At 65.7% G+C, this 5,266-nt stretch carries 5 protein-coding genes and 1 pseudogene; 3 read left to right on the top strand and 3 right to left on the bottom strand.

The features are described from left to right. Positions 1-23: 23 nt before the first annotated feature. Entirely contained in the window at positions 24-1,604 is a 1,581-nt protein-coding gene (locus ACK4SV_RS15780; RefSeq protein ID WP_409918802.1) for a TRAP transporter large permease subunit, read from the top strand. 13 nt (positions 1,605-1,617) lie between these two features. Continuing rightward, positions 1,618-2,754, top strand: a complete 1,137-nt coding sequence (locus ACK4SV_RS15775) for a pyridoxal phosphate-dependent aminotransferase (protein ID WP_409918801.1) — start codon at positions 1,618-1,620, stop codon at positions 2,752-2,754. Positions 2,755-2,944: 190 nt separating this feature from the next. Here the strand turns inward: ACK4SV_RS15775 and ACK4SV_RS15770 are convergent, their stop codons facing one another. The 3 genes from ACK4SV_RS15770 to ACK4SV_RS15760 form a co-directional block, all read right to left on the bottom strand. Continuing rightward, positions 2,945-3,727 (bottom strand): hypothetical protein, encoded by a 783-nt coding sequence (locus ACK4SV_RS15770; RefSeq protein ID WP_409918800.1) that lies wholly within the window; start codon positions 3,725-3,727, stop codon positions 2,945-2,947. A 374-nt stretch (positions 3,728-4,101) separates the two neighbouring features. Further along, positions 4,102-4,374, bottom strand: a complete 273-nt coding sequence (locus ACK4SV_RS15765) for a hypothetical protein (RefSeq protein ID WP_409918799.1) — start codon at positions 4,372-4,374, stop codon at positions 4,102-4,104. 86 nt (positions 4,375-4,460) lie between these two features. Then, positions 4,461-5,024 (bottom strand): LemA family protein, encoded by a 564-nt coding sequence (locus ACK4SV_RS15760; protein WP_409918798.1) that lies wholly within the window; start codon positions 5,022-5,024, stop codon positions 4,461-4,463. 140 nt (positions 5,025-5,164) lie between these two features. On the opposite strand from ACK4SV_RS15760, the pseudogene ACK4SV_RS15755 reads away from it, so the two are divergent. Then, positions 5,165-5,266, top strand: a pseudogene (locus ACK4SV_RS15755) (VIT family protein); the annotation flags it as partial.

Here is a 5,266-nt window from a genome sequence, read left to right as displayed (position 1 = left end):
CCTCAAACCCGGCGGAGGCGCGCATGGAGTTTGAAGCCATCCTCGCCATCGCGATGTTCCTGACGGCCATCGGCGCGCTGCTCATGGGCTTTCCCGTCGCGCTGACCCTCGGCGGCGTCGCCTTGATCTTCGCCCTCATTGGCATCGCGCTCGGCGTCTTCCCGGAATCCTTCCTGCTCGCCTTCCCCAGCCGCATCGAAGGCGGCTCGATCATGCAGAGCCAGACGCTCATTGCCGTGCCGCTCTTCGTCATCATGGGCGTCATCCTTGAGCGCTCCCGCGTCGCCGAAGATCTCCTCAGCATCGCCAGCCGCCTGCTCGGCCGGGTGCGCGGCGGCCTCGGCTTCGCCGTCGTCCTCGTCGGCACGCTGCTCGCCGCCTCCACCGGCATCGTCGGCGCGACCGTCATCACCATGACACTGATCGCCCTGCCGACGATGCTGCGCCAGGGCTATGACCCGCGCCTCGCCGCCGGCACCATCGCCGCCTCAGGCACCCTCGGGCAGATCATCCCGCCCTCGATCGTGCTGATCCTGCTCGCCGACGCCATCTCCAACGCCGCCAGCCAGGCGAGCCTGCGCTCCGGCGCCGGGTCCGCCGTCGTCTCGGTGGGTGACCTCTTCGCAGGCGCCCTGATCCCCGGCCTGATCCTCGTGGCGATGTATCTCGCCTGGATCGCCATCATGGCCTTCCTCCGCCCCGCCGCCTGCCCGCCCGCGCGGCTGGACGGCGACACGCCGAAGCTCACCTTCCGCGAAGTCGCGCTCGGCCTCGGCGCGCCGCTCGCCCTCATCGTCGCTGTCCTCGGCTCGATCCTCGGCGGCATCGCCCCGCCGACAGAAGCCGCCGCCATCGGCGCCGGCGGCGCCATCCTCCTCGCCGGCCTCCGCCTCGCGCGCGATGCCGGCAGCCGTCTCACGCCGGTGATGCTCCTCGGCCTCGCCAGCCTCGTGATGATCCTCGCGCTTCGCAACATGCTCGACCTGCGCGCCGCCGCCGCCCATTCCGGCCCCGAAGCCGCCGGCATCGCCGTCACAATTCTCGCCTGCATCGCTTTCTTCGCCTCGGTCGGCGCGGGCCTGCTGGTCCTGCGCCGCGCGCAGCAACTGAAGCCCGCCCTCACCAGCGCCGTCCACATCACCTCGATGGTGTTCCTGATCCTGATCGGCGCCTCGCTGTTCAGCCTCGTCTTCCGCGGCTTCGACGGCGACGAGCTGGTCGCCGATCTCCTCGCCGCCATCCCCGGCGGACGCTGGGGCGCCCTCGGCATGGCGATGCTCGTGATGTTCGTCCTCGGATTTTTCCTCGACTTCATCGAGATCGTCTTCGTCGTCGTGCCTCTGGTCGCCCCACCGCTGATCCTCATGGGCTTCGACCCCGTCTGGCTCGGCATCCTGATGGCGCTGAACCTGCAGACGAGCTTCCTCACGCCCCCCTTCGGCTTCGCCCTCTTCTATCTGCGCGGCGCCGCCCCGCCGCAGGTCTCGACGCTTCAGATCTGGCAGGGCGCCATCCCCTACATCTTCCTGCAGCTGACGCTGATGGCCATCGTCGCCGCCGTCCCGGCGCTGGCCACCTGGCTGCCTGCCATCGCCGCCCGATAGGACGTACACAGACATGGGACAGGACATCGCGCCCTTCCAGGCGATCACCCTCAGCCGCCGCGCCCATGCGCTGAAGGCCGAAGGCCGCCGCATCCTGCATATGGAGTTCGGCCAGCCCTCCACCGGCGCCCCGCAGGCCGCCCTCGCCCGCGCCCATCAGGTGCTGGGCGAAGACGCCATGGGCTATTGGGAAAGCCCGCCCCTCAAGGCCCGCATCGCCCAGCATTACCGCGAGACCTACGGCGCCGAAATCAACCCCGCCCGCATCGCCATCACCTGCGGCGCCTCTCCGGCCCTTGTGCTGGCGCTGGCCACCGCCTTCAGCCCCGGCGACCGGATCGCGCTGGCCCGCCCCGGCTATGTCGCCTATCGCAACACCATCCGCGCTCTGAACATGGTGCCGGTCGAGATCCCCTGCGACGAGGAGACCCGCTTCCAGCTCTCCGCCGCCGCCCTCGCTGCCCTTCCAGAGCCGCCCGAGGGCGTCATCCTCGCCAGCCCCGCCAACCCCACCGGCACGATCATCCCCGGCCCTGAACTCGCCGCCATCGCCGACATCTGCCGCGCGCGCGGAACACGGATCATCTCCGACGAGATCTATCACGGCCTGACCTACGGTCCGGCCCTCCACTCGATGCTCGAATTCGAGCCCGGCGCCTACATCGTCAACAGCTTCTCGAAATACTTCTCGATGGCCGGCTGGCGGCTCGGCTGGCTCGTCTCGCCCGAGGACGCCGCCGCGCGCACCGGCGCCTATATCGGCAACCTCTTTCTCACCGCGCCGTCCCTCGCCCAGCATGCCGGCCTCGTCGCCATGGACAGCCGGGCGGAACTCGATGCCAATGTCGACGTCTATCGCCGCAACCGCGAGATGATGCTCGCCGCCCTGCCGCGCCTCGGCCTCGAACGCATCGCCCCGCCGGACGGCGCCTTCTATCTCTATGCGGACATTTCCCGCTTCACCGATGACAGCCTGGGCTTCTGCCTGAAGCTGCTCGAAGACACCGGCGTCGCCACCGCCCCCGGCATCGATTTCGACCCCGTAGACGGCCACCATTTCATGCGCGTCTCCTTCGCCCTCTCAACGCCGGAGATCGAGGAAGCCATCGGTCTCTTGACGCCCTGGTTCGCGGCCCAGCCGAGGCGGTAAAGGGGTATCAAGGGCACTCTCAAGCAGCGGGATATCGCCGAAGGAGGTCATAGCCCAACCGTTGCGAAACATCTGGATCGCGGCCCAAGTTCGGTCATTCCGGCTGGCCCGCTGATCAATCAAAAGCCGACAAAAACTCCCTGCGGCCTTGCGGCAGGAGCTAGTCGACTCCTGTTGTCGGCACAGGGAGCTACGCCCCCTGTGCAGCAACTTCCGTTGCTGGCACGTTCTTCACATGCTGAACAGTCAACGTACCGTGTTGGTGCGCATCCTCCCAGCTGATCGTCACCCAGCTGATCGATCTGGGATACTGAATCTCGATCCGGCCTGGGCGATATTTCGCTGCCGCGAGCACCGGATATCGCTCTGGGTCGAAGGGCTCGAGTAGGAGCACGAAAATGAAGCCGAGGATGCTCACCTCAAGCGCAACTATTACATCCCCGCCGTCTGCCGTCTCGACCCAAGGGACCAGCTGGAAGCGAGAATGGTTCTGCATGAGATCGCCAGCATTCATCATGCAGTAGAGCCCCGCCCCAGTCGGCCAAGCAGCTGGGTCGTCTAGCATTGCTATGAGTGAACTGTCTTGGGCGAAAGCGCCGGAGAGCCGCTCTTCTCCTCTTGCCAAGTTGCCGGACACTGCCAGTGCCTTGGCCGTCTTCAAGACCCATCGTTCCAGGTCGTGACCAGAGACGAGCGAATGGCGAGGTTCACCGGTATCCTCTTCCAAATAGGTTTTGAGCGATTGGAACAGATGCTTCGCGGCATCGTCGATTGGGCTCAACGAGCTGTTATGCTTAGTGCATAGACAATTCGCACGCAGCGCATTCGCGCCCAAAACCCGGACCTCGCCTGGCGGCAGCCAGGGCACCCCAGCGATCGAGAACTCACCGTTGCCTTGAAGCACCTGCATGACGGATTGAGAGATCAGGTGCTCCCCGGAGATCGGGGCGACGCATGATCCGAGCTCGCGCATGTAACACCTCTCGACAACCTCAGACGCCGGTAAATCTCGCAGGCCGAGTGAGGCAGCTCGCCTTTGCCAGTTTCGACCATCGAAACAGCAATCTCGCGCGACCTTGTTCATCCCGCACGGGCACGGGCCAGCGAGCACCGCCTCCCTCTTCCGCTTTGCTTCCCCCATGCTGCCCCCGAGCGTCTTGGCTCAATTTATATTGCGAACGAGCGGCCGCTGTTGGGCTGCTCACTTGGTGATTTGACCGTCCGACACATCGGTGCATCCCGCCGGATGGGCTGACGTAACATAAGTGACTACGATTGTCAGATTGCGACGTTCGCGCCGCCAAAAGCCATCGTCGCAATTGGGGCAGTTACCGCCGCTCGCCCCATCTAGACCCGCTCAATCACCTTCGGCGTCGCCGCGCGCCGCGTCTTCGCCCGCGCCTTCGGCTTCGGCAGTTTCCGAAACCGGCTCTGGCACCAGGCGAAGCCGATGCCGACATCCAGCAGGGCGTCCGAGCGCCCGCACGGGCAGGCAAATTCCCAGAGGTCGAGCACCCGGTAGGTCTCGCCGGCGACCAGCGGCACGGGCTCGCCCGTCATATGGTTCGGGGCCGCATTGACACAAAGAACCAGATCGCCGGGACCAAGAGCCTCACTCATCGCGCCTGCCTGATACCACAATTCCGTCCGCGCGGACCATGGCCCTCAAGCCCTCGGGCCCGGCTTTCCGGCGCGGTGTGCTCAGATCAGAACGCCACCTTCGGCGGCTCGTCCATCGCGGCGCGGCCTTCCATGCCGACATCGAAGAATTCGCGGCTTTCGAAGTTGAAGCTGCCCGCGATGATCGAGCCCGGAAACTGCTCGCGCGCGGTGTTGTAGTCCTGAACGGCGGAGTTGTAGAACCGCCGCGCCGCCGCCAGCTTGTCCTCGATCGAAGAAAGCTCCCGCTGCAGCTGGAGGAAGTTCGTGTTCGCCTTGAGGTCCGGATAGGCCTCGGCCAGTGCAAACAGCTTGCCCAGCGCCTGGCTCAGCACACCCTCAGCCTGCGCCATGTCGCCGGCCGTGGTCGCCGCCTGCGCCGCGCTGCGCGCCGCGATCACCTGCTGGAAGGTTTCCTGCTCATGCGCGGCGTAGCCCTTCACGGTCTCGACGAGGTTCGGGATCAGGTTCTGGCGCTGTTTCAGCTGCACATCGACATCGGCAAACGCCTGGTTCACCCGCTGCCGCTTCATCACAAGGGCGTTATAGATCAGGATGATCGCGCCGATGATGGCCACCACGACGGCCAGAATAACGTAAATCATTTCCATGAGGCGTCCCCTTCGGAGCGTTGATTCCGCAGCAGGGGTAATGTCATGCGCCGCCGGGCGCAAGGGAAAGCTCAGCTTGACGGACCGCAGCGCGAGGCGGAAACTCGATGCCAATCAAGCGGTTCCAGCGAGGCGTCCGCATGTCCGAAACATCCGCCCATCCAGAAACCCACTATGTCCAGCGCACCGGCTGGCTGCGCGCCTCGGTGCTTGGCGCCAATGACGGCATCGTCTCCACCGCC

Source organism: Hyphomonas sp. (genome assembly GCF_046313735.1).
In the GTDB taxonomy this organism is placed as follows: Bacteria; Pseudomonadota; Alphaproteobacteria; order Caulobacterales; family Hyphomonadaceae; genus Hyphomonas.
This window is presented reverse-complemented; position numbering and strand designations above follow the sequence as displayed.

Bases quoted from the DNA above. Each gene is read 5' to 3' on its own strand.
- ACK4SV_RS15780 (WP_409918802.1), top strand. From the start codon at position 24: ATGGAGTTTGAAGCCATCCTCGCCATCGCGATGTTCCTGACGGCCATC.
- ACK4SV_RS15760 (WP_409918798.1), bottom strand. From the start codon at position 5,024: ATGGAAATGATTTACGTTATTCTGGCCGTCGTGGTGGCCATCATCGGC.
- ACK4SV_RS15770 (WP_409918800.1), bottom strand. From the start codon at position 3,727: ATGCGCGAGCTCGGATCATGCGTCGCCCCGATCTCCGGGGAGCACCTG.
- ACK4SV_RS15765 (WP_409918799.1), bottom strand. From the start codon at position 4,374: ATGAGTGAGGCTCTTGGTCCCGGCGATCTGGTTCTTTGTGTCAATGCG.
- ACK4SV_RS15775 (WP_409918801.1), top strand. From the start codon at position 1,618: ATGGGACAGGACATCGCGCCCTTCCAGGCGATCACCCTCAGCCGCCGC.